Raw genomic sequence first — 772 nt, forward strand, 5'->3', positions numbered from 1 at the left:
GTTGGACTGGGCTTGATGTCATTATACCAAAGTTAACAGTGCTTGAACGGGATGCTTAGGCTTTGTTCCTTCAAAGCGTTTTACTTGGCTTCGGCAAGAATAACCAGTAATCAAACATCTTTCGTTATCTAACTTATCTAGGTTTGGTTTCCAACTTAAATTGTATATGTCTTTCGACATCGACAGCTTATCCACCTCGTGGCCAAATGTACCCGCCATGCCACAACAACCAACCGGTACTGTGTTCAATACCGCGCCAAAGTGAGCAAAAATAGCGCCCCATTCTTTCTCTGCGTTCGGCATTTTAGTTTTTTCAGTGCAGTGCGCAAACAAGTACCACGGTTCCTGATTTTCCCGTTGCTTTGCTACTTCAAACGCTTCCAACCTTGGGTACAGCCATTCGTGTGCCGTTAGCACATCGAAATCGCCTCGCTTGCTACCGAGTACTTCCGCGTACTCATCTCGATAGCACAGCACCAATGCCGGATCAACGCCGACCAACGGAATGTCTAAGTCCGCCACCATAGCCAAGAACTTCGCCGTATCAGCCGCGGTATCTTTAAACTGGCGTAGGAAACCTTTGATGTGTTGCGCTTTACCATTTGGCTTAAATGGCAAAAGCACTGGATGCATACCTAGCTTTTTAACCAACTTGACGAAGTCTTCAACAACGTCCGCATCGTAATAACTGGTAAATGGGTCTTGAACGATTAATACGTGCTTGCTCTTTTCAGTCGAAGACAAACCACTCAATACTTGCAGATCATACGGC

Annotated in this window: 1 pseudogene; it reads right to left on the bottom strand. The window is 45.9% G+C overall.

Annotated elements, in window-relative coordinates:
- Window positions 1-21: 21 nt before the first annotated feature.
- Window positions 22-772, bottom strand: a pseudogene (locus R8N49_RS26595) ((Fe-S)-binding protein); the annotation flags it as partial.

Source organism: Vibrio sp. 1978, assembly GCF_033344345.1.